We start from the raw sequence: 23,302 nt of genomic DNA on the forward strand, positions 1-23,302 counted from the left end.
TTCCTGAGTCACACGTCCACCGGAGGTTGTTATGCGTCGTCACCCTGTCTCGTTTGGCCTGTTGCTCGTGCTGGCCGGTCTCTTATTCACCCATGTTGCCCTTGCGCGCGATATCAGCCGCCAACTCGCCCTGATTCTGGACGAACCCCTCGCGGGTAGGCTTCAAACGGGCATCCTGCGGGACCGGGTGCTGCCGCTCGCCGCGATGGAATCCTACGACGGCGGGCCCCGCTCGCGACCGGTGACGGTCGAGGCATGGCGGCAGATGTACTCTGAGATTCGAAGGGCCTCCGTCGCCCCACCCAGCCAGCCGGCGCTCGAAGAGGTTCGCCAGCGCGGCCTGGAGGCCGGCCGCCGGGGGGTTCTGCCGATTGCGATCATGAACTTTCGGTATGAGACGATCCGAAACGACGCGCTGGAGTCGGGAGCCCTCATCATTCGGGAGGGAAGGCTGGAGGTTGGGGAGGGCGATCCGCTTGTCCTTCGCCGGCTTTTCGCGGCCACGCCGCTCACCGGCCGCACCTACAGGGGCGGGCTTGTTGTTTTCCGTCTCAATCGCGAACTCTTCTTCACCAACGATCCGGCCGGATGGCAGGGGCTGGACATCGACTTCGACGACGGCCAGGGCTTCCTTCCCGCCGTCCTTGATCGGGATTATGCCGTTCGTTACACAAGCACCGGGCTCAAGACCATCCGTCTTCGTCTCACGATGGATTCAGGGGAGATGCTGCTCGCCGCGTCCCGCTTCGACGTGCGCGCGCTGGAAACGCCGCTGCCGGATGACACCTTGCACATTACGGCGGCGATTCCCTATGCGGGGCAATTCGGAACCGGTGAAGCCTACGTCTATCTTGCGGATCAGCATGCCGCGATCGCCAATCCGGCCGTGCTTCTCGAGGGTTTTGATCTCGATAACAGCATGAATTGGGATGAACTTTATGAGCTGCTGAATCGAGAGCAATTGATTGAAGAGATCCGCAACCGCGGCTTCGACGCCGTGGTGCTTAATTTCACCGATGCGACCGACTATATACAAAGAAACGCCTTCGTCGCCGTGGAGCTTATACAACAGATCAAGGGGATCATCGATCCGGCGCAGGATATGGCCTTGGCCGGCGCCAGCATGGGCGGGCTGGTCGGCCGCTATGCCCTGGCCTATATGGAGACGAACGGGCTCGAGCACCGCGTTCGGAATTTCATCGCCTTCGACGCGCCGCAAGGGCCGGCCAACATCCCTCTTGGACTTCAATATTGGATCTGGTTCTTCGCCGATCAATCGACGGAGGCGGAGGCTTTCCTGGCGGCCTTGAATTCACCCGCCGCCCGGCAGCTGCTCGGATACCACTTCACCGATCCGCCCGCTTCAACCGGCGCGACGGATCCGCTGCGCGGCGTGCTGCTGGACGAGTTGTCAGGGATGGGGGAGTATCCTTCGCTGCCGCGCAAGGCCGCGATCATCAACGGCAGCGCCGCTCAGGTGAATCAGGGATTTCAAGCGGGGGATCAACTTATACAATGGGAGTATACGAGTTTCTTGGTCGATATCACCGGGAACGTCTGGGCCGTGCCGGATGCCGGTAGTCATATCATCTTCGACGGTCTCATTGATATCATCCTGCTGCCCTCGGATGAGGCGCAGGTGGTCGTGGCCGATACCCGCCCCTACGACAGCGCGCCGGGGGGCTGGCGCTCCAGCCAGGCCGATCTCGACGCCACGCAGGCGCCCTATGGCGATATCGTGGCTTTGCATCCCAATCACTGCTTCATTCCCACGATCAGTTCTCTGGCCTTGCAGACCGAGGATCTCTTCTACAATGTCGCCGGGGATCCGAATATCCTCGATATCAGTCCCTTCGACGTTGTCTACTTTCCTATGTCTAACCAGGAGCACGTCGAGATCACCCCTGAGAACAAGGAGTGGATTCTAGCCGAGCTGGAATATGGGGTCGCGGATGTCGCCATGGAAACTCCGGGTTTTTCACCGGTCGCCGGCATCGGCCCGGCGGTTCCGAATCCCTTCCGCGCGGAGGCGCGCCTGCGGTTCCTTCTGCCGCGAAACGGTCCCGTACAACTTGGTGTCTGGGATGTCGCGGGAAGGCGTGTGGCCTCTTTAGTAGACGGCGACAGGGAGGCCGGAGAGCACCAGATGATTTGGGACGGGTTGGGCGCGAACGGACGGCGGCTGCCGCCCGGTCTTTATTTCATGCTCCTGAAGGGCGAGGGTTTTGCGGCGACGCGAAAGGTCCAGATCCGATAGGGTGTTGCTTTCACAAATTCCGCTCGTCTGCTTGACAAGAGCCCCGGCGGATGGCATCTCTATCCACTCATTTCCTCATGCGTATTCCGACAGTTCGGACCAAGTTGCAATCCGGTTGCCCCCTGCTCTTTTCGCCTTGTACATTGCCTTATCCGCGGAATTGATAATGTGCATGATTGAATCATCCCCATCGGGATGCTCCCCGGGCGGCGCATGCATCATCTCATTGATGCCGAGGCTGAGCGTGACGGCGGCGACCCCCTTCGGCGTTGAAATACGAATCGCCGCGACGCCGGCACGGATGCGTTCCGCGACGGCGTAGGCTTGCCGCGAGGTCGTCATCGGCAAGGCGATGACAAATTCCTCGCCGCCATAACGCCCGATCATATCCGCTGAGCGGAGCGCGGTGCCCGCGGCCTTCGCAACGTGTTCAAGCATCTGATCGCCCACCTCATGCCCGAACCGGTCATTGACGAGTTTGAAATGGTCAATGTCGAATAGAATCACTGAGAGGGGATGGCGATAGCGTGTGGCGACCTTATATTGGTGTCCGGCAAGTTCGAACCAGTACCGGCGGTTGTTCAAGCCGGTGAGCCCGTCAATACGGGCGAAGCGCTGTTCGCGCGAATACATGCGCCTGAGTTTTTGGTTCGCCTCTTCAACCGATTTCTTGGCGCAGCTCATTTCCTCTTCCAACTGCTTGAGCGCGGTGATGTCGCTCATTCCGACGTGACAGAGCAACGAGCCGCCTGCGGCATCGCTTGCCAGGATCGCGTCAAACTGCACCCAGAATGGATGGTCGCCCTTTCTTATCATTTTCAGCACGCATGTTTGCGGCGCGCGGGTCTCAAAAAGCTTCTGGCAGTGCAAATAGTAAATGTCCTGGTGTTCTCTGGTGATGAAACGTGTTACCCACTTATTGATCAATTGGTCCTTTGCGACGCCCAGCAGGTTGGCGGCGGTGAGATTAGCCTCCAGAATCCGCCCGTCCTCGCTAAGGGTCAAGAACCCGATCGGCGCACGCTCATAGAGATCGAAATACTTGGCGTGCGATGCTTCGAGTTCATTCTGTACCCGCTGTAATTCTTCATTCTGCAGCTCCAGTTCGATTTGGTGCACTTCCAATTCTTGAACGAGACGCCGGCTGTCGGTCTTCGTCGCAAGATGAGAGGGGGTCTTCTTCATGCGCTCCGCCATACTCTTTTCCGCCCGGCGGCGCAATTCGGCATCATACACCGGTCCTTTGCGCTTCTTATTCATGGCCCGATCCTTTGCTTACTTCGCCTTCAGCCTTTTGCGCAAACGGGCCTCTGTGGCCTGTAGCCTTGCCTCGAGCTTCTTGGACGCCGTGATATCGATAAATGTAATGACCAGCCCGTCAATTATATTCTCCATTGTTCGGTACGGCTGGATGCGCGCGGTGTACCAATTCCCGTCTGGGGTGGAAATCTGTTTCTCCACTCTGACCAGCGTCCGCAGGACCTGGTGGGCATCTTCAGCCAATTCGGGGTAGAATAAGGCTGAGGCGATATCCGTGATAGGCCGCCCCATGTCGCTTGGGATCAACTGGGTGATCTTGCTCGTCTCGCTGGTGAAGCGCAGCACGCACAGGTTGTTATCCAGAAACAGGGTGGCGATGTCGGTGCTGTCCAGCAGATTCTTTATGTCGCTGCTCGTGCGTGTAAATTCTTCCAGTCTGGTTCGCAGTTCATGGTTGACGGTGTGCAATTCTTCGTTCATGGACTGCAGTTCTTCCTCTGAAGTGGTCAACTCTTCGTTGGTGGACTGCAATTCTTCATTGGAAGACTTGAGTTCTTCCTGTGAGGTTTGCATCTCTTCACGCAAAGTATCCAATTCCTGCCGGGCGTTTTGGAGTTCCTGCTTCATTTCCGCCAGAAGCACGGCGTCCCCTTGTGACGTGGGCGTTGATTTTTGGCTGGGTTTCGCCGCCACACTGCTAAAGATGATCATCACCAATCCGTTCAAGTCGTTTTGTTCACTAAGCGGCTGGACGATGATATCCACAACATGCTTTCCACCGTTGGTGTCTACACCTAAGTTCTTGAGTGTGACGGTCTCATTTTTACGCAGCGCCCTTTTAAAAGCGACCGTCAATTCGTAGCGGATGCTATCGCGCGCCATGGCAAAAATGTTCCAGTTGGCTTTGCCGGCCGCCGCCTCCAAATGTCTTCCTGTGCGTCCGCTGGTATAGAGAATATCTCCTTGGCTATTGGTCAGCACCGCGGCGGGGGAATATTCTTGCAGGATCAGTTGATCGGCCAGCGTTTGCAGGTCCACCTTTGATTCCCGCCACCGGGCTGGCGGGTCATATTTGGCGGAAGCAAGGTGTATCGGAAACTGGATTGGATGAGCCGGCACGGCGGAATCGATCCGGCGGAACAGCCGCCTGTTTCCGGTCAGTGGTGTGAACAAGTTGCTGGAGCCGCCTATGGTCTCCGCGTTCCCTAGAAACAAGAAACCACCTGGGTTCAGGCTATAATGAAAGAGCGGTAAGAGTTTCTCTTGCAATTCAGGCGTCAGATAAATGAGGAGGTTGCGGCAACTCACGAGGTCGAGTTTTGTGAAGGGGGGATCCATAATAACATTTTGCGGGGCAAAGAGGATCATCTCGCGGATGCCTTTTGCCACCCGATAGCCATGTGTGACTCTATCGAAGTAGCGGTCCAATCTTTCCTCCGAAACATCGGTGGAAATGTTGGCCGGGAACAGGCCTTCGCGCGCTTTATCCGTGGCCTGTTGATCCAGATCGGTGGCGAAGATTTTCAGGCTGACGTTGTTTGCCGGTCTTATGTCTTCCAGCATCTCTCTGAAGAGGATCGCCAGGGAATATGCCTCTTCGCCGGTTGAGCAGGCAGGCACCCACGCCCGCAGCGTTTGATTCGAGCTGCAATCAGCCAACAGCGCCGGCAGCACATCGGCCTTCAACTGATTCCAAGCCTCCGGATCGCGGAAAAAACTCGTCACCCCGATCAACAATTCGCGGAACAGCAATTGCACCTCTTGCGGATTCTCCCGCAGAAGATGCACATAGTCGGCGATCTTGTCGGTTTGATGCAGCCCCATGCGCCGCTCGATGCGGCGATAGAGCATGTTCTTTTTATACAGTGAAAAATCCTGGCCCGTCTTCTCGCGCAGCATGATCACTACTTTATCAAGGGAGCCTTGCAGTGCCCCCCGGTGGACGTTTTCGGGTTTGATGATGAGCGACGCATATTTGAGATAGGCGATGATCTTGCTCCCCAATGTCTCCACCGGGGCGACCACATCGGCGTATCCAGCCTCAATGACGCTGCGCGGCATGCTGTCGAATTTAGCGGAAGCGGGATCTTGCACAAAGGCCGCCCCCGCATTTTCCTTAATGGCGCGCACACCCAGCGTGCCGTCCGAGCCCATGCCCGAGAGGATGACGCCGATCCCTCTCTCCATCTGGTCATCCGCAAGCGAACGGAAGAAGAAATCAATCGGCAGGCGCTGGCCGCGTGCCGCAATCGGGCGCAGCAGGTGCAGCACTCCGCGCAAGATGGACATGTCTTTATTGGGCGGGATGATGTAGATGCAGTCCGGCTTGACGCGCATCCGATCCTTAACTTGTACAACATGCATGGCGGTCTTGCGTTGGAGCAACTCCACCAAAATGTTTTTGTGCGTCGGGTCAAGGTGTTGGATGATCACAAATGCCAGCCCGCTGTCATTGGGCATGTTGGCGAAGAACGATTCCATCGCCTCCAAGCCCCCCGCCGAAGCGCCGATGGCGACGATGCCGAACGTGCAGCGCGACCAGCGCACTGCCTTCAGTGGGTGGGAGGGTGTTTCATCCCGTACAGGGTCGGCTGCTTTTGATTTGCGGCGGGAGGGTTTGTTGAGTTGCTTCATGGCTCAACCTCTCACAGGGGACTTCTATTTCCGCTGAATTGACTAACCTTTTGATTGTTAATGGGATAGGCGGGCTAACATTCGGTTCATTTGCAATGGCATACGTAGTAACCCTTGCCCACCAGCATCTTTCAATGAACCACGTTCTCACAAAAACGAAAAGGGATCCAAGAAAATCGCGGCGTAAAGCAAAAATCGGGGCGATGATGGAGTTAATCGGCGGTGTTCCCCAGCTGATCCCCTTCCAGCCGCCCGCCCTCGAGTTGAAGCAGCGTTTTCTTGGCCGGCAGGCCCCCGCCGTACCCTGTCAGACGCCGATTCCGACCGATCACCCGGTGGCACGGTATGATGATGGAGATGGGATTGGCTCCATTCGCCGCGCCCACGGCCCGCGCCGCTTTTGCGCGTCCCACACGTCGGGCCAACTCGCCATAGCTGACGGTTTCTCCGAACGGAATCTCGAGCAGGGCGGACCACACCGATAACTGAAACGCCGTTCCACTCGGGCTCAGCGGCAGATCGAACGCGCGGCGCCGGCCGCAGAAATACTCCTGCAATTGCTTCTCGGCATCGGCCAGGATCCGGGCGGCGGCCAAGGTGTCATCACCCATAGGCGCCGGCCGGCGCTGTCGATCGGCGAAGAGCAAATGTGTAAGTTCCCCTTCACGGGCGGCGAGGAGGATTTTTCCGACAGGGCTATGAATCAGCAGGGTTCCATGGCGGTTGATCATTGGGGGTCCTTTCGCGGAGGTGGTGTTAATGTGCGCCAGAGCAGCATGGCGGCATAGGCCCGCCAGGGCCGCCACACTTCGGCGCGTTCTCTCAGGGAGACGATACTCGGCCGTTGTCCAGCGGATCTGTCGCCGGCCCGATCGAAAGCGGAGGCCAGCGCCTTCTGCAATCCCAGATCGCCGGCGGGAAAAGCATCCGGCTCCCGCAGGGCCCGCATGGCGATGTACTGGGCGGTCCAGTCGCCGATGCCGGGCAGGGCGGTCAATCGCTCGATCGCCGTGTCCAGGTCCGGCGCCAATTCCAGGATCGGCTCACCGTCGCAGAGGGCTCGGGCCAGGGTCCGGATCGTCCGCGCCCGAGCGGCCGGCATCCCGATGGCGGCGATGTCGGCGTCGGCGAGGTCCTCGGGGTGGGGGAAGAATCGGCAGGGATAACCGGGCGAGCGAGCGGGCACATCCTGACCTTTGTATAACCTGGCATGGGAAAGCCCGAACCGACTTACCAATTTGCCGGCAAGCCGCGTGGCGCCGGCGACGGTGACTTGCTGGCCCAGGACGGCCCGCACGGCCAGCTCGAACCGGTCCCAGCAACCGGGAACGCGCAGCCCCGGATACCGGTCGGCGGCATCGGCAAGAAGCGGGTCGGCGCTCAACTGGGTCATGATGAGGGTGGGATCGGCGCTTAGATCGCAGAGCGCGCGCGCCCGATCGGCCATGGGCAGCAGGATCGGCGCCGCCTCGACCGGCGCGCGCAGGATGAGCGCCGCCGCCTTGCGCGGAGCCGGCTCCAATTCAATCACCCCGTGAAAGGGATCCATCGACACGCTCCGGCGATAGACCCGGCCCTCCACCTGCTCAACGCCCGGAATCGCCCGCGGCCTCATCCAGTCCAGCAGGCCGTTCCAATCGAAGGGTTCTCGATACGATAGGCGCAGCGCCACGGTTCCCTTGCGGGAGGAGGAACTGCCGGATGAGCCGGCGGTGTGGATGCGCCCGCGGATCTCACTCGGTGTGCTGTCGAAGGACTGGCGGATGGCGGCGTTGAAGCGACGTACATTTTGATAGCCCGCCGCGAAGGCGATGCGGGTCATCGACAAAGTGGTCTCCTCGATCATCCGTTTGGCGAAGTGGACGCGGCGCGTTTGCGCGATCGCCAGGGGGGAAGCCCCAAGATGCTCGGCAAAGAGGCGGCGCAGGTGCCGGTCGCCCATGCCGAGACGTCCCACCAGATCCTCCACACCCGCGTCGTCAAGCGCGCCATCCTCAATCAGACGCAGAGCGCGCGACACGGTCACGGAAGTTCCCCGCCAGGCGGGGGTGCCGGGCGCCGTCTCGGGACGGCAGCGGCGGCAGGGGCGGAATCCCGCCTCCTCCGCCGCGGCGGCGCAGGCAAAGAATGTGCAATGCGAGGCTTGTGGCGTGCGGGCCGGGCAGATCGGCCGGCAGTAGACGCCGGTGCTGGTCACGCCGGTGAAGAATCGGCCGTCGAAGCGGGCGTCGCGCGTGCGGAGAGCGCGATAGCAGATGTCGTGACTGAGTTCCATGAAGCACAGCATAGCATCTCCGCCAGGCGGGGCTGGACGTTTTCGGACATGTGGGTGAGCGGGGCGGGAGGCGGCGCATCAAGCCACGGCCTTTCCCCATCCGTCATGGCCTAGCGAATGAGGATGATCTTGCGGGAATCGAGGATGGTGCCATCGCGCAGTTGAACCCAGTAGACGCCGGGGGCGACGCCGCGGCCGGAAGTGTCCAGGCCGTTCCAAATCAATGTATGCTCACCGGCGTCGAAGCGCCGATGCGACAATGTTCTGATCCTGCGCCCTGACAGATCGAAAATCTCGACGGCGATTTTTCGCGGGTGATCAAGCGCAAAGGCGATTGCGGTTCGCGGATGGAAGGGGTTGGGCCTGTTCGGCAGCAGGCGGGCGTGGGCGGTCAAGGATGAGCCCGACGGACCGTTGGACAGAGGCCTTTCCTCGTAAGCGCCGATATCGACGCGTCCGCCGGCGACCCGCGGCCGGCCCGCGCGGTCAAGAGCGGGCAGCAGCAGCCCCGCCGTATCCGGCGCCGCGGCATTGATGCACGGCGAGCTGGATTGCAGGCTGTAAGGATCGTTCCCCGCCCCCGCAAAATCCGGGTCGAGGTCGATATTCCCCTCGCCCTTCCAGCCGCCATCGATATCCGACCAGGTTGTGTTGTAGGGCTTAACTTCCCAGAGTTGCGCGGGGATAAAATAATTCGTCGTGTTGTCCCACAGGATGCAATCGGTGATCCGGGGTTTTGAGAAGTATGAAAGGACGGCCGCCGCTTCGGTCATCGCCTCGGGATTCAGGTCATGATTATGAGCGATGGTACAATTGATGAGGCGGGGATAAGAATCGAGTGTGTAAACGGCCGCACCGCCGAGGAATGCATAATTATCGTAGATGAGGCAACCGGTCAATTGCGGCGAAGCGCAGTGAAAACAGAACACCGCCGCCCCGTAATCGGCGACATTGCGCCGAATCGTCGCGTTGACGACCCGCAATCCGGAATAATCATCGCAGACCAGCGGGCCCACGAAGATCGAATCGCGAATGGATTTAGCGTACTCGATCACGCAATACTCCAGCCGCGATGGATTATTGACCGCGCTGGTGCGCTCGAAGCGGAGTCCGTTCCAGGCGCCGTCGAGAGAGGCATCGATCTTGAAAGCGCCCGGGTCGCCGCTCGTCAGCAAAACGGGGTCTGATGCCGTGCCGAAGGCCAGCAGCCGGCCGCGCACATCAAGCCGGTAATGCCCCTGAAACTCTACTCGAACGCCGGCCGCTATCGTGAGGGTCACCTGATCGGCGATCTCGACATCGCCGACGACCCGTATCGTGTCCGCCTGCCAGCATGTGTCGACGGTGATCGGTCCGCTGACATCGACCCGCGCGCCGGCGGTGATGACGGCGGCCGGCTGTTCATCCTGTGGATGGCCGGCCCGCGGGTTGTTCTTATCATGGCTCGGGAATGTCTGGCAGCCATAGCCGGCGGCCGGCGATCCCGGTTGGAGGCGGAAGTCGCCGTTGCCGGGGTCGATCAGCTGCGGGTCGATCCCGATGACATTGTTGTAGGGTGGGTCCTCGGCGCCCGGCCAAGGTTCGGGTTCCGTTCAGGCGTATTCTCACAAGAAGGAGAAATGCGCGAGCATTTCATCATTGTCCTCTGGGTCGATGTGATAGCTCCAATTGTCTACGATATCCGCCCACCCAGCCGCCCAGCCTGTCGATATGTTGGTGCCGGTCGGCAGCCACTCCATCGAGATCCCCGTCGTGTAGATAAAATCGTTGCCGGTATCGACCGCGCTCACCACGAGGTTGCGTTCGATCGTAATCCCTGCGCCGGCCCGCTGCAGACGGATGCCGTAATCGTGCGGCTTAAACATTGTCACGTGGCGGACCGAACCGGTCGGAAGGATATTGACAATCCCCGTCAGGCCGCGAAACTTGATTGAACCGTTGATGACGACGCAATCATCGATGTCGAGTCTGTTTTCACAATATGAGATACACAGTTGCCCACCCTGCAGATCGATGATCGCCCCGTTGCCGATAATGCGGACATCCCGGCCCGGGCCGCCGGCGAGAATACCCGTGTACGGCACAAGGGAGGGGCCGATCATCAAGCTCCCGGTGTAGATCCGGCCGCTTTCCAATTCAATATACTTGTCATAGCCGGATGCGGGGCCTGCGGTCTCGTAAGCTTCCTGCAAGGTCGTCGCGCCGCCCATGGAGGGAATCAACGCCGCGGCCGCCAGCAGGCCAATCATTGCCCTGTGGATATTGCGTCGAATGAGCATCTGGACTCCTTGAATGGATTAAGCTCCCGAACGAGTTTCAGTATATCATGCTTTTGCCAGAACCGAAAACATCATCACGACATATCGAACGATTCAACAGGACGCTCCGGGAGGAGGCGCTGAACCACTTTATCTTTCTCGGTGTTGATCACATCCGCCGGGTTATTGTCAGTGACCAGGACAACTACGCCCTGCTTTTAGTCAGCTCCTGGGCCTTCCCCGAAGTTCCTACATGACGGATCCATAATCGAGAAACCAAACGACCGGGCAGCCCTTCGGAGATCGATCATCCCGGTCGGCGACCGGTGGTAGTGCCGATGGAGTTTTCGCGGATCACGGGCTTCCAGCTTCTAGCGGCTCCCCGGGTAGAACCGTTTCCTAAACATTCTCCATTTCAAGCTCAAACCTTCTCTCGCGGGAAGGGTATCTAATCACGATCACTTTACTTGTTGCCGAATTTTCACTTAAATGCGCCCCGCCTCGGTTGTCCCAATGCTCAGGTGTCCAATGCCGACAGTTGCTACTTCAGTGCCTTGATCCGCTTAATGTCCTCCGTTTGCCCCAGAATTAAGAGGATGTCGCTGTCCTTAATAACAAAGGTGGCCGATGGTACCAGGGTAAATCCTTGAGGTATCAGCTCCTTGATCGCAATAACGTGAACATTGTACTTGGCCCGTAGATTGAGTTCTCTTAGGCTTTTCCCGATGAACTCGTACGGTGGGCCAACCTGGACGAGGTCGAATCCCTCCGCAAGCGGGATGAAGTCCAGAATGTTCGGTCGGGACAGGGTCTTGGAAAGGCGCAGCGCCATATCCCTCTCCGGGTGAATGATCTCCGTCGCCCCCACCCGGCGAAGGACCTTTTCATGGTCTTCGTCGACTGCCTTCACCAGGATCTTCTTCACGCCCATCTCCTGAAGGTGAAGGCATATGAGGATGCTGGTACTGATCCTATTACCCGTTGAGACTATGACTGCATCCATGTTCTCCAGCCCGAGAGATCTCAGCGACTCATTATCCATCGCATCGAGGACCACCGCCTCCGAAGAGTACGTATCTATGCTCTGCACCCGGGACTTGTCCGTGTCTATTGCGACAACTTCATTCCCATCTTCGAATAGCGCCTTCGCCATATGAAACCCGAAATTCCCGAGACCTATCACTGCGAACCGTTTCATCTCGACTCTCCGTCCGACTATCCGACCATTAGATTCTCTTCGGAATATTCAATCCCGTTCTTCGGTCCCGTCCCTACTATGACGTATGCAAACGTCAACACGCCCACCCGACCGAGAATCATCATTCCAATTATCAAGCTCTTGCCCCACGCACTGAGCTCCGGCGTCACACCCATAGACAAACCCACGGTACCAAATGCAGAGACCGTCTCGAACATAAGGGCAAGAAAGCCCCGTTCCTGATCACCCACGCCGACTCCGCTTCCGTCTTCACTCGCCAACATCATGAACAGCACCACCCCAATGATCCCAATCGACACCAACACAAGTGCCACACTTCGGGAGACGGTTTCTGCCGGAATGCTCTTCTTGAACATATTGACTCGAGATTTTCTCCGGATGCGCCCAACGCTGAAGGCAACCAGCACCGCCAGCGTGGTCGTCTTGATTCCGCCGCCACACGATCCCGGCGACGCACCAAAGAACATGAGGACGATCATCATCGCAAGAGTTGCGTTCGTAAGCGAAGCTATGTCGACCGTGTTGAAGCCGGCCGTGCGGCAGGTAATCGACTGAAAGAGTGGAACCATCAACCGGTGGATCAGCGAATGTTGTTGGCTGCCGTGGGCCTGGCCCTCTAAGACCGCAAACATGGCCGCGCCCGCAATGATCAGAACCGCACTCGTAAGCAACACCGCTCTCGTCTGCACGGCGAGGCGGTGCTTTTCATTCCCGCGCCTTAGAACCTTCAGTTGAAGGTCATACAAAACAGGAAAACCGATTCCCCCCGCAATGATCAAGAAGCAGACCGTCAAATTTAGTAGCGCGCTGCCGCTGTACCGCACCATGCTATCCGGGAAGAGCGAGAAGCCGGCGTTGCAGAACGCAGACACCGCATGGAAGATCGCCGTGTACATCGCCCGCCACGTTCCGAGCTCTCCCGCCCAATGCACCGATAGAAGAATGGCCCCCACCACCTCCGCCCCAATCGTGAAGAGCAGTACGCTCTTGATGAGGCTAAAGATGTCTGCACGAGGTGTATGTGCGAACAGGTCCTGCATGACCATACGGCCGCGGATTGAGACACTCCTGCCGAGCCAACGAAAGAGGGCCACAGAGATGGTCATGACACCTAGACCGCCGATCTGAATCAGCGCGAGGATCACGCACTGCCCGAACATCGTGAAGTAGCTACCCGTATCCACGACTACAAGACCCGTAACGCATACCGCGGATGTGGCCGTGAACGCCGCATCCAGCCAATCGATATGCCCGCCCCTTGTCGACAATGGAAGCATGAGGATGAGCGCGCCCACAGTGATGGCCAGGAGAAAACTCGCCAGCACGATGCTTGCGGGGTGCGCTTTGAGGAGTCTCATTCGCAGCATCATGCTTTGACTCGCGGATTCAGGTAGTACTGGCAATCGCAATGGTCCTTTGTTTCACAGATCTTGCGCAGCCTGTGCCCGCCAAGGACCATTCGATCCAGATACGCCCCACACACGATCAGCTCACGATCCGCATCAATTTCCCTGTAGCGCAGGTAGGGACATACAGCCTCCAGCCGATGGGACAACCGATCATCCGCGCCCAATCCGTGAGAGATCTCAAGGGGTGTCCGCCGACCCTCGCTCTCATCCTCCGTGTATCTGGCGGAATCGACTCCAGCTATTTCCAGAGATTCAAGCAGCGAACGGTGCCTTGACGAAAGCAACGCCAGTACGGGACAGCTGGATGTATGGCTGTTGCGCTTCAACGCCTCGGCCAGTTCAACCAGCAATCCACGCTTGTCGATCGTCACATGCCCGAAATGAATCACGATGAGCTGGGGATGTCCGTCAACAGCTTGGTCAAGACATCGAATCGCGCTGGTTACGAATGTCACTCCAGGGCAATTCACTCCGGGGTCGCAGGCTGGGTCGCACCACAAAACCTGCCCCTGTGCGTCAGAGGACCCCTGATTCTGCGTTGCCTGACCGTCCATTGTCTCCTCTGCCTCTGCTCTTCATGCCACCGGAAGCGTGAATGTGAAAGTGCTTCCTCGACCAGGAACCGACTCGACCCAGATGGCGCCACCGTGAGCCCGCACGATCTCCTTACAGATGGCGAGGCCGAGTCCGGTTCCGCCCCCCTCCCGCCCCTTCACTTGGACGAACTTCTGGAAGATCTTTGATTGGTATTCAGCTGGAATGCCGGAACCATCGTCCCGCACTGCCACACGGACGTGCGGCCCGATCTTTTGCGCCGAGAGTTCGATATGGCCGCCCTTGCTCACATAGCGGAGGGCGTTGGAGACTAGGTTCGACAATACCCATGTGATCTTATTCGCATCCGCGCGGACAGGGACCAGTCCCTCCTGCAACGTCGTCTCCAGCGTCAGGTCTTTCATGTCCATCTGGCTTCTGAAGACAGAATCAACATGCTGAAACAGAGTCGATACCGGGACCGTTTCAAACTCCAAATCGATCTTCCCGGCCTCGATCCGCGACAGGTCAAGGAGGTCATTGACCAGTGTCTTCATCCTGTTGACTTCCTCGTGAGCCGCCCCCAGGAGCTCGCGCTCCTTCTCGCCAAGCCTGGGCGCTACATGCTCCAGGAGCAGGTCAACGCTCATTCCCAGGCTGGTTAGTGGGGTGCGGAGCTCATGAGACGCCGCCATGACGAACTCGCTCTTCAGCCTCTCCACTTCTTTCATGCGAGTGACATCCCTTAACAGGAGCAAAGCACCAGTGAGAGTCCTGTCCCTTCCGCGAATACCTGTTACGGATATGAGGAAGTGCCGGGTCCCCTGCTTGGATGGCAGGCTAACGATTCTCTGTTCGTCCGGGACGTCCGGCTGCGCTCCTGTCTCGATGGTGCTACGGACGAGATCCCGGATGCTTTGATCGGGTAGAATGTCCATACAGTGCAGAGAGGAACTCTCGGAGAACTCCAAGTCGAGTACGCGGCGGGCGCTGGGATTAATGCCGACGACCTTGAGTGCCGTATCAAACACTACGAGACCATCCTCAATGCTCGAGAGAATCGCTTCACCTTTGTTCTTCTCCGCAATGATCTGATCGATGTTCATCTCGTTATACCGGCCAAGCTGTTCGGCCATTGCATTGAACTCACCGGCTAGGTGCCCAAGCTCATCTCCGGTTTCCACTGGTATCTGAACGGTGTAGTCTCCCGAGGAGATCTTCCGAGATGCCTCCATGAACTGCCGAATCGGCCGAACAATCCGTCCGGCCAGCAGGAAGCTGAAGATCAAAGCAACAATCAGCGCGGATGCCGCCACGATCGCTGTAGACCAGATGGCTCGAGTCGCCACGGTCCGGGCCGTGAGGCTGGCGGCATACATCGTTTCCTCATTGAGATGACGAAGCTCAACGCAGAGATCACGGACCTGTTCGAAGAGAGGCTGTACCGACTCCTCGTAGATGGCGATTGGAGGATCCTGAGACGTCTTAGACGGATGGCGGATCTCCGTGAGTGTGGAAAACTGCTGTCGATATCCGGCATAATCCGCCTCAATGGATTGGACGATTTCTGCCTCGCCTTGAATTGTGATGTTGTCCTTCGCGCGGGCTAACCACTCCAGGAAGTCCGCCTCGTTGTCTCTGAATTGCGCGATTCCCTTCCCGGGATCACCCAGAAGCATGATGAGTATCCCGCTATCCTGCCGCTCCAAGACATCCACCATGTTCTCGGCAGCAAGGATGCTCCGATAGTTCTCACTCAGGATTGCGTCGGTTGCCTTGCCGAGAGACACCAGGTTCGCAACCGCCCACGCGACCACAAGGGCCATGAGTGTGAAGGCGACGCCATATCCAATCAGGATTCTCCTCTTCAACGTCATTATCCGTAGTCCTCCACTCGGTCACTGCAGCACCCATGCAGACTGCAAAGGTCGTGCCATGCTGCAATACCTGTAATATCAACTGGTTATGGTTATTGGGTCTGGAAGCGGCATTGAAAACTGAAAAGCCGGGGTCAAAGCGGCCTTGAAAACTGCAAGGCGCTAATCGATGAGGAGTAGGATCAGATTCCGTAGGTCCTCCTCCTGCGCCAAAGCGTCGCCTGGTCCATGCCCAGAACGTCAGCCGCTTCCTGGAGCGAGGAGGTGATGGCGAGGATTCTTCTGATATGCAACTCTTCGATCGTCGACATGGGCACCATCTCGCCGATGGCGGGTGTGCCCGTGGCCGGGCTCATTTTGTTAGGAAGATCGGATTTCCCAACCTGTTCGCCGCTGCCCAGGATCACGGCTCGCTCGATGGTATTGCGAAGTTCTCGGATATTCCCAGGCCATGGGTGATTGGTCAGCGCACTCTCCGCCTCCGCGGTGAACCCGAGCCGCCTCTTGTGGTTGACCCGGCAGAAATGGGCAAGGAAATCGGTAGCCAGCGGCATGATATCTTCCGGTCGTTCTCGCAGCGGCGGAATTGTCAGGCTGATGACGTTGAGGCGATAAAACAAGTCCTCACGAAAACGGCCCTCAGCCACTCGCTCTTCGAGGTTGGCGTTGGTCGCCGCGATGATGCGCACATCGGCCCTGCGGCTCTTGGCGTCACCGACGCGTTCGTACTCCTTGTCCTGGATGAACCTCAACAACTTCGCCTGAACCGCGGGGGCAATATCCCCGATTTCATCCAGCAAGAGCGTTCCGCCTTCGCAGGCGGCAATGCGACCCGGGTTGTCTCGCACGGCACCCGTGAACGCCCCCCTGATGTGGCCAAACAACTCGCTCTCGAGGAGGTCGGACGGCACCGAAGGACACGCCACAACTCCCAGGGGTTTCGACTTCCTCGGACTCCAGTGATGGATCGCCCTCGCAAATACCGACTTTCCCGTGCCGCTTTCCCCTTGAAGCAGGACAATCGCCTCTGAGGGCGCGGCTTTCCTTGCCGTCTCAATCACCCGTTGCATGCCGGCATTCTTGCTCTGAAGGCGATCCTCCGGACCGAGCCTCTGCATGTCTTCCTTGAGCGCGGCGAGCTCCGTCTCCAGTTCCCGGATCTTGCTTATGCGCTGGGTAAGGAGCTTGACTTGATCCGGGGTGAAGGGTTTGGCGATGTAGTCCGTGGCACCTCGCCTCATTGCCTCGACGACACTCTCGATGGATGCGTGGGCCGTGATAACCACGATCTTGGTCCAAGGTGAATCCGACAACAGCACAGGTATCAACTCCATGCCATCTTCAACGCCCAGCTTGAGATCCACGAAGGCCAGGTCGAAGGACCGTCTCCGGGCTTCCTCCAGAGCGTCGGCGGGATTGCTTACCGAAATCACGCTATGCCCTTCAGCCACCAGGCAGTATGAGAGCGTCTTTCGGATATTGGCCTCGTCGTCTACAACGAGGATGTTGAGGAGGAGACCCTTACCTTCAGTGTTCGTCGTCATCGGCTTTCTTGCCTTAAGATGGACATGCTCCTCCCTTTGCCCGCTCCTGGAGTCACACAGCCGCGGAAGTGCCGCGGTTCTATTTTCGTTCCCCCGGCATGACCGTCTCCGAAACTGTCTCTGTTTTTGGACTCAAGATCCAGGGCAAATATGAAGAGAGATATTGAGCTTCGTCAGGACATTCTGAGCTTCCGGGCATGAGGCGAGGATGCTCCAGGGTGGCTCGTAACAGCAAGTCCGGCAATGAGGGCGGGACCTACGTGAATGACAAGGGATCGGTCGACTTCCACCGGAATCGGTGGCCGGGTTGGAGCGGAACATGCGGTTACGGGTACAGCGGCCCAGTGTTGGCAAGCTTCGAGGTAAATCAACGTGGCCTGGAATGTCACTTTTCACCAATCTCATCAAGCGGCTTCGCTGTCCGCTGCCACCCAGCTTTCACCATATCTGCAAGTACCACGTATGAAGGTGAACCATGGTTCATCGTTGCTGCGAAATTATAATCTTTGACAAAGAGATCGAATACAGCGAGCAATTCCGGGGGCAGAGTATTTCGCGCCTTCTCATGCTTTTCGCTCCGGATTCCTTCCATGGAGTTTTTCTCCTTGCAGCAAGCGCAGACCTTTGTCTCAGAATCTTGACCGGCCGCGAGTGAGGCTGCTGTCAGTTATTGGCCGGAATCAACCTCCTCGCCGACTAAATCATCCTGGCTGTGATTGTTAACGCTGAGGCCCCAGATCCTTATAGATGTCATTCATTCTTTTTGGATTCTCGAAAGCTGGCCAGCAAATCCCTAAACGATTTCGGTTCATATTTCTCGAAGCCTTTTTGATCCACATAAACAAAGTCATATGCCACCCCCGAGTGCAACCGGTTGATGTCCTCGCACCACAGTCGCAACCGGTTCATCTTAAGTGGCACATCCAGATTCTCCTGCCCCTCAGCCTCGACAATGATAATGCGCTTGTCCGATAGTTCGACTATAAAATCAGGATAATAGTTGGAGATTTCGCCGTTGGCGTTCCGTTCACGTAGTCGAGCTAGAAATGAACCGCCAGGTAGTTCTTGACGTATGAGACTACATCGCCGCAGTCCTCCAAAAAGCCCACAAACTGAAGTTCGAAGTGACTGTCGCCGATGATGCGGTTGAAAACGCTCTTTTTCGGAATAAAGTAGCTCTGATCCCTGATCACAAAGGGGCGAGTCTTGCGCAGTTTGATGGTGTCGTAGATTTTTGCGTCACCCTTGTCCCGCACGGATGTCACCTGCAGCGGCTGATCGTACGGCTACTCTTCCTTCTTCTTCGACGCCGTCTCCCGCGTGATCGTCCGGCCGATGACCAGGCGCTGTATCTGGTTCGTGCCTTCATAGATCTGCGTGATCTTTGCATCGCGCATATACTTTTCAATCGGATAATCTTTCATATATCCGTTGCCGCCGTAGATCTGAACGGCATCGGTCGTCACCTTCATCGCCGTGTCGGTCGCGAAGACCTTCGCCATCGCCGAGTATTTGCCGAGATTCTTGATGCCCTGATCGGCCGCCCGCGCGACGGAATAGACGAGCTGGCGCGCCGCTTCGGTCTGCGTGGCCATATCCGCCAGCATAAAGTTGATCGCCTGAAAGGAGATGATCGGCTGACCGAACTGCACCCGCTCACTGGCGTATTGCGCCGCCAGGTCAAGCGCTCCCTGGGCCAAACCGACGGCTTGCGCCGCCACGCCCGGCCGCGCCAATTCGAGGGTTTGCATCGCTTGTTTGAATCCGAGGCCTTCCTTGTCGCCGAGCAGGTTCTTCACGGGCACCCGGCAATTGTCAAATTCCAATTCGACCACGGGCACACAGCGGATGCCCATCTTATCTTCGATCTTGCCGATCTTGAATCCGGGCGTGCCCTTCTCGACGACAATGGCGCTGATACCGCGGCTGCCCCGCTCGGGATCGGTGGCGGCGAAGACGGTGTACAATTCCGCAATCCCGCCGTTCGTGTTCCATTTCTTCACGCCGTTGATGACATAATGATCACCGTCACGGATGGCCGTCGTCTTCATCGAACCGACATCCGACCCGGCCTCGATCTCAGACAATCCAAAGGCAATGAGCTTCTCGCCGGTCGCCACCGGTCTGAGCCATTTCTCTTTTTGCTCTTCAGATCCGCTGAGAATGATGGGGAAAGAACCGAGGGCGTTGACGGCGTAGGCGATACCCATGCCGCCGCAGGCGCAAGAGATCTCTTCCGCGACGATGCAGAGGTTTAACAATCCGGAGCCATGTCCGCCGTACTCTCTCGGAATCCAGACTCCGGTCAGTTTCTCTTTCCGCAGCGCCTCCATATATTCCCAGGGATATTCCTGCAACCGGTCATATTTCGCCGCGATGGGACGGACATATTTCTCCGCGAAATCCCTGGCTTTTTGCCGGTAGTCTCGATTCTCTTGTGTCAAAAGTTCATCCATGATGATCCCTCCCCATCCTCACTGATCACTGCCCAATGATCACGACACCATGACCGCGCACAATGATCACTAAAATAAAGGCTATACTCCACCTGCCGGACTTGATTCTAAAAGACAACAGAGACGATTCAAGACCTTATCCCTGACCTCAGTCAAAGATCCGCTCATTTCAATACCGCTCGCGAAAGGATGGCCGCCGCCTCCGAACTCGGCGGCGATCCCATTGATACTGAGAATCCCTTTGGATCGCAGACTGACCTTCACCTCTGCGGGTGAGGTCTCCTTGAAAACGACGGCGATCTCGACACCGGCGACCTCCAGCAGCAGGGTCACGATATCGCGCAACGCCTCTTGTGTCACACCCGCGCCTTTAAATAAATCGCAGGGGATGTCGACATAACAGAGCCGGCCGCCGCAAGCGAAGGCGGTTTGCATCAGCAAGGTCCCCAGCAATTTAATCTTCTCGGGCGGGTTTGAGGCGAATACGTGCCGGTAGACACGGTCCGCATTGGCCCCGGCGCGGATCAGATCGGCCGCGACCTCCAGGGTCCGCGGCTGATTGCGGATATACTTAAACATATTCGTATCATAGGTGAGGCTGACATAGAGACACTCGGCCATCGCGGCATCAAGGGGAATATCGAGCAGGTGAATCAGGTCGAAGACCAACTCGCCGGTCGAGGAGGCTTCAGGGATGCAATAGCACTCGGTTCCCGGCAGCGAGGCGCGCTGCGGGTGATGATCAAGAAAGATATGGGGGATGGGAGATGCGGCGATCGGTTCCTCCAACCCGCCCAGCATATCGAGATTGTGCGTGTCGAGAACAAGGATGAGATCCACTTCGGGGAGCTGTGCGCCCTCCCTCCAGACAACGATCTGCTTGTCGGCATCCAGATACTCAAACCGGACGGGAGTGGGATCGCTATTGATAAGAATGACCTTGATATGGAGCTGTTCGAGGGCGCGGCCGAGGGCCAGGATTGAGCCGATCCCGTCGCCGTCGGGTTGCGCGTGGGTTGTCAGCATCACCGATGTGACCGATTGCAGATGCCGCGCGACTTCTTGCAGTTGCCTTGATGGGTTCATCGACACGAAGTACCACCTTTTATGATCTTAAAATCAACCGAATAGATGATCTTATGATTCCAGTGGCGGAACGTCAACCTGAAGCATAGGTCAGGCGGGCGATGGGAAGGAGGCCGTCCTGATCGGCGGTCGAGAAGGCCTCCGGCGCATGGCTATCCAGATCAAGAACGGCGCGGAGACGGCCCTGGGAATCATGCACCGGCAGGACGAGTTCCGAGCGGGCGCGGGGGTCGCAGGCGATATGACCCGGGAAGGCGTGGACATCGGGGACCAAAACCGGTTGCTCTTTCCCGGCGGCGGCGCCGCAGACGCCTTGTCCCTTTGAGATCCGCAGGCAGGCGACCGGTCCCTGAAATGGGCCGAGAATCAGCTCGCCCGAGGGGAGGGAGCGGTAATAACCGACCCATGAACATTTGGGATGACGCTCCTTGATCAAGGCCGCAATGACCGCCATCCGCACTATCTCGTCCCGCTCTCCTTTGAGAATATTGTTAAGATCGTTCAAGTCCTGCTTATAATTTTCCGCGGCCATCTTGAATCCCTCAAACCGATGAATCGCTTGGCAAGATCAATCTCTCAGTAAAACAATTCGGGTGGCGCTGCGCAGGCCGGGGGCCGTGAGTTTCAACCAATAGGTTCCGGCCGCGGGAAGGGCGCCATGGCTGTTTCTGAAAGAAATGGGATGCCCCGTCAATGGCACCGGTCCCCGCGAAGTCCAAATGAGGCGGCCGGTGACATCGTACAAGGCGAGGGCTCCCTTTAACTCTTCAGGCGGCTGAAACCCTTCCATCCATTTCAAGGTGACCGATCCGTCGCGGCTTGGATTTGGATGGACCTCAAAAGATTGTTCGTTTTCCGCGAGGTCCTCCGGCGTCAATGGAAGAACGGCGACCCCCCAATCGACGGCGTTTTCATTCAGGACGATCGGCTCGGCCGCGCGTTGAAAGAGCCTGCGGATATCGTCGAGTGTCCAGATGATGCGGGACATCCCGCCCCGCGGCGCCGCGGCCTGAAGCAGCGCCGCCGCACCGGCGACGTGGGGTGAAGAAGCCGAGGTGCCGGAGAAGGCGCCCCCCGAAGTGGCGACATTGGCGCTTGAGAGGATCTCCGGCTTTTTGAGGCCGGACAGAGTTGGACCCCAGGAAGAGTAACGCTCCAACGCCCCGGTCTGCCAATCGACGGCGCCGACGGCGATCACGCCGGGCACATCGGCGGGAATGATCAAGCTGCCGGCGGGATCATTGCCTTCCGGAAAGGGCTGGCCATCCAAGCGAAAGAGCTCGATATGCAGATCGGATACCGGCTCCAACTCATCATCACCCCGGTAGATTTTCAAGGTCAGGAGATCGGTATCATGATCGGCGACCCAGGCGAGGCCCCGGATCGCATAGGGATAAAAGCCATACTCCGCATAGGAAGAGACTATAAAATCCATCCCCTCCCAGAGCTGAAGATCGAGATGGAGATCGGATGATTCGGGCCACCGGCTCCACCAGAGAAGGAGGCTGACAACCCGGCCCGTGCGGTACGACCCGAGCGCGATTGTTTCCGAATCGATGTCATCGAGTTCCAGAAATCCGTTCCGATTCTGGTCAAGATACGACCCATTCCAATGCCCTTCGCCGTAGTTTCCCGCCGAGTTGATCCAGATGACGCCCTGATCCAAAGCGGCTTGAGCGATTGAAGCGATCTCGCCGGTGCCGTCCCGCGGCCCGTCGAACCATCCCACCGAGTGATTAATGATCTGCGCCCCTTCGGCGATCGCCCAATCAACCGCTTGTCCAAGTTCGGTGAGTGTGCCGAAATTGGTCAGCAGAAGTTCGGCGCCCGGGGCGATATCATGGATGATCTCCGCCACCAGCAATCCATGGTCCTGGTGGTCCCCCGAAATATCGACGCCGCCCCCTTGGGTGTGATAAAAAGAACGGACTTTTACATTCTTTGGAAGCTCTGTTCCCAGCATATATGTATAGCCGTAGAAACCGACATCGACGACGGCGACGGAAACATCTTCGCCGTTGAAGCCCTTATTCCAGTAGGCCGGCGCTTTAAGGATCTCCACCCCTTGGCTCTGTGATTGTGGAAAGGGGGAGGGGGGACGGGCGATGATTTCCGCATCGGGGAAACCCATGAGCTGTTCAATATCATCGATCGGGCAGACAACCTGCGCCCATCGGCCCCAGGATCCTTCCCAGAGGGCGTTGGGGATCCTTTCACTCAACCAAGTTTGAGCTGATTCGGGATCCGCAAGAGGCGCCGCGAGCTGGATCCGGCAGCGAACCATGCCCTGCTTTAACAATGCGGTGTCGTCCGCCAGTCCCGGCGGGGCGTTCCGGTGGCGGGCCTTCGCCAGATGGGTTTTAGCGAGACCGGGATCGAGAATGACATCCGCCGGCAGCGGGCCCGCGAGCAAGACCATCCACAACCCCGGGATCAGACCCATCAGGAGGGCGATGATCCGGTTCGATCCTCTATGCGGCGCCCTCAATGTTG

General features: G+C 58.0%; 19 protein-coding genes. 2 read left to right on the forward strand and 17 right to left on the reverse strand.

The window, feature by feature from the left end:
- Nucleotides 1-31: 31 nt before the first annotated feature.
- The gene (locus KJ970_20845) at nt 32-2,257 is read left to right on the forward strand and encodes a hypothetical protein (protein MBU2693375.1); all 2,226 of its coding nucleotides are present in this window, start codon (nt 32-34) and stop codon (nt 2,255-2,257) included.
- Between the two features lie 75 nt (nt 2,258-2,332).
- Here the strand turns inward: KJ970_20845 and KJ970_20850 are convergent, their stop codons facing one another.
- The 6 genes from KJ970_20850 to KJ970_20875 form a co-directional block, all read right to left on the reverse strand.
- Nucleotides 2,333-3,517 carry a sensor domain-containing diguanylate cyclase gene (locus tag KJ970_20850; GenBank protein ID MBU2693376.1) on the reverse strand — a complete coding sequence of 395 codons (1,185 nt, stop codon included), beginning with the start codon at nt 3,515-3,517 and terminating at the stop codon, nt 2,333-2,335.
- Between the two features lie 15 nt (nt 3,518-3,532).
- Nucleotides 3,533-6,151 carry a PAS domain-containing protein gene (locus KJ970_20855; GenBank protein MBU2693377.1) on the reverse strand — a complete coding sequence of 873 codons (2,619 nt, stop codon included), beginning with the start codon at nt 6,149-6,151 and terminating at the stop codon, nt 3,533-3,535.
- A gap of 212 nt (nt 6,152-6,363) precedes the next feature.
- A complete protein-coding gene (locus KJ970_20860; protein MBU2693378.1) occupies nt 6,364-6,882 on the reverse strand; it encodes a methylated-DNA--[protein]-cysteine S-methyltransferase in 519 nt (172 codons plus the stop codon).
- A complete protein-coding gene (locus tag KJ970_20865; protein ID MBU2693379.1) occupies nt 6,879-8,426 on the reverse strand; it encodes a helix-turn-helix domain-containing protein in 1,548 nt (515 codons plus the stop codon). The genes KJ970_20860 and KJ970_20865 overlap by 4 nt, the downstream gene beginning before the upstream one ends.
- 110 nt (nt 8,427-8,536) lie before the next feature.
- Nucleotides 8,537-9,706: a T9SS type A sorting domain-containing protein gene (locus KJ970_20870; protein ID MBU2693380.1), complete on the reverse strand. Its 1,170-nt coding sequence runs from the start codon at nt 9,704-9,706 to the stop codon at nt 8,537-8,539.
- Nucleotides 9,707-10,030: 324 nt separating this feature from the next.
- Nucleotides 10,031-10,705, reverse strand: coding sequence for a hypothetical protein (locus tag KJ970_20875; protein MBU2693381.1), 675 nt, complete (start codon nt 10,703-10,705; stop codon nt 10,031-10,033).
- Nucleotides 10,706-10,752: 47 nt separating this feature from the next.
- Between KJ970_20875 and KJ970_20880 the strand changes: the two genes are divergently transcribed.
- Nucleotides 10,753-10,941, forward strand: a complete 189-nt coding sequence (locus tag KJ970_20880) for a transposase (protein ID MBU2693382.1) — start codon at nt 10,753-10,755, stop codon at nt 10,939-10,941.
- 284 nt (nt 10,942-11,225) lie between these two features.
- On the opposite strand, the gene KJ970_20885 is transcribed toward KJ970_20880, so the two are convergent.
- The 11 genes from KJ970_20885 to KJ970_20935 all read right to left on the reverse strand — a co-directional run bounded on the left by KJ970_20885 (nt 11,226) and on the right by KJ970_20935 (nt 23,297).
- On the reverse strand, nt 11,226-11,882 hold the full coding sequence (locus tag KJ970_20885; protein ID MBU2693383.1) for a TrkA family potassium uptake protein: 657 nt from the start codon (nt 11,880-11,882) through the stop codon (nt 11,226-11,228).
- Between the two features lie 17 nt (nt 11,883-11,899).
- Nucleotides 11,900-13,273, reverse strand: coding sequence for a TrkH family potassium uptake protein (locus tag KJ970_20890; GenBank protein ID MBU2693384.1), 1,374 nt, complete (start codon nt 13,271-13,273; stop codon nt 11,900-11,902).
- Complete coding sequence (locus KJ970_20895; protein MBU2693385.1) at nt 13,270-13,866, reverse strand: hypothetical protein; 597 nt, start codon at nt 13,864-13,866, stop codon at nt 13,270-13,272. Before KJ970_20895 ends, KJ970_20890 begins: the two co-directional genes overlap by 4 nt.
- Nucleotides 13,867-13,887: 21 nt before the next feature.
- Nucleotides 13,888-15,723, reverse strand: coding sequence for a cell wall metabolism sensor histidine kinase WalK (locus tag KJ970_20900; GenBank protein ID MBU2693386.1), 1,836 nt, complete (start codon nt 15,721-15,723; stop codon nt 13,888-13,890).
- A gap of 182 nt (nt 15,724-15,905) precedes the next feature.
- Nucleotides 15,906-17,267: a sigma-54 dependent transcriptional regulator gene (locus KJ970_20905; protein ID MBU2693387.1), complete on the reverse strand. Its 1,362-nt coding sequence runs from the start codon at nt 17,265-17,267 to the stop codon at nt 15,906-15,908.
- Nucleotides 17,268-17,652: 385 nt separating this feature from the next.
- Entirely contained in the window at nt 17,653-17,859 is a 207-nt protein-coding gene (locus tag KJ970_20910; protein ID MBU2693388.1) for a hypothetical protein, read from the reverse strand.
- A gap of 448 nt (nt 17,860-18,307) precedes the next feature.
- Nucleotides 18,308-18,523, reverse strand: a complete 216-nt coding sequence (locus KJ970_20915; protein MBU2693389.1) for a hypothetical protein — start codon at nt 18,521-18,523, stop codon at nt 18,308-18,310.
- A gap of 30 nt (nt 18,524-18,553) precedes the next feature.
- Nucleotides 18,554-19,723 (reverse strand): acyl-CoA dehydrogenase family protein, encoded by a 1,170-nt coding sequence (locus tag KJ970_20920; GenBank protein MBU2693390.1) that lies wholly within the window; start codon nt 19,721-19,723, stop codon nt 18,554-18,556.
- 81 nt (nt 19,724-19,804) lie between these two features.
- Entirely contained in the window at nt 19,805-20,809 is a 1,005-nt protein-coding gene (locus KJ970_20925) for a bifunctional oligoribonuclease/PAP phosphatase NrnA (GenBank protein MBU2693391.1), read from the reverse strand.
- Nucleotides 20,810-20,882: 73 nt separating this feature from the next.
- Nucleotides 20,883-21,341 carry a GAF domain-containing protein gene (locus tag KJ970_20930; GenBank protein MBU2693392.1) on the reverse strand — a complete coding sequence of 153 codons (459 nt, stop codon included), beginning with the start codon at nt 21,339-21,341 and terminating at the stop codon, nt 20,883-20,885.
- A 36-nt stretch (nt 21,342-21,377) separates the two neighbouring features.
- Nucleotides 21,378-23,297, reverse strand: a complete 1,920-nt coding sequence (locus KJ970_20935) for a S8 family serine peptidase (GenBank protein MBU2693393.1) — start codon at nt 23,295-23,297, stop codon at nt 21,378-21,380.
- Nucleotides 23,298-23,302 lie beyond the last annotated feature (5 nt).

Source organism: Candidatus Eisenbacteria bacterium (assembly GCA_018831195.1).
GTDB lineage: Bacteria > Eisenbacteria > RBG-16-71-46 > CAIMUX01 > JAHJDP01 > JAHJDP01.